Source organism: Citrobacter sp. TBCS-14, from assembly GCF_005280805.1.
GTDB classification, from domain to species: domain Bacteria; phylum Pseudomonadota; class Gammaproteobacteria; order Enterobacterales; family Enterobacteriaceae; genus Citrobacter; species Citrobacter gillenii.
Genome location: NZ_SZWM01001000.1, coordinates 1 through 625, shown reverse-complemented (window position 1 = coordinate 625; position 625 = coordinate 1). Strand labels below are relative to the sequence as shown.

General features: G+C 38.4%; 1 protein-coding gene. It reads right to left on the bottom strand.

What is annotated here, in order from left to right:
* Window positions 1-625: IS3 family transposase (locus tag FDX22_RS22610; RefSeq protein ID WP_146717807.1), on the bottom strand; the 625-nt coding region annotated here is incomplete at both ends.

Below are 625 nucleotides of genomic sequence, written 5' to 3'. Positions count from 1 at the left end.
AAGATTCAAGACTGGCATTATGATAAGGGTATCCCCTTCGACTGAAAGAGTGAGTCATCCCATAATACTTAAGCAACTCTTCATACTCTAGACTCGTATACTGGCTTCCTTGGTCAGAATGAAGAATAACAGCTTCTGGATAGTCTTGTGATTTAATGGCCTTATTTAAAGTTCTTTGCACTAATTCTACAGTCATTCGCTTGCCCAAATCCCAAGCAATGACTTTTTTAGTATAACGATCCATAATGGTTGAGAGATAAGCCCATCCTTGTTGAGTAGGAATATAAGTAATGTCGGTTGACCAAACCTTATTTTTCTTTGTAGGTTCAGTCTGTATGAGATTTTTTCGATTGATGTGATCACTTAGTGAGTATCCAGGCTTAAATTTCTTAATGACTACAGACTTGAGTTGAAGTTGCTTCATTAGCTTCTGTACCAGTTTTAACCCGACTTTTTCCCCTTGTTTAAGTAGAAGATGATGAATTTTAGGAGCACCATAGATTCCTCGGTTAGCATTGAAGAGTTGAGAAATTTTGAGTGACAGGTATTGTCTCCTTAATTGAGTTTTAGATGGATGTCGAAAACCCAGAGAAAAGGCGAGCACGCGGTTTGAGGGCTTTTGTCC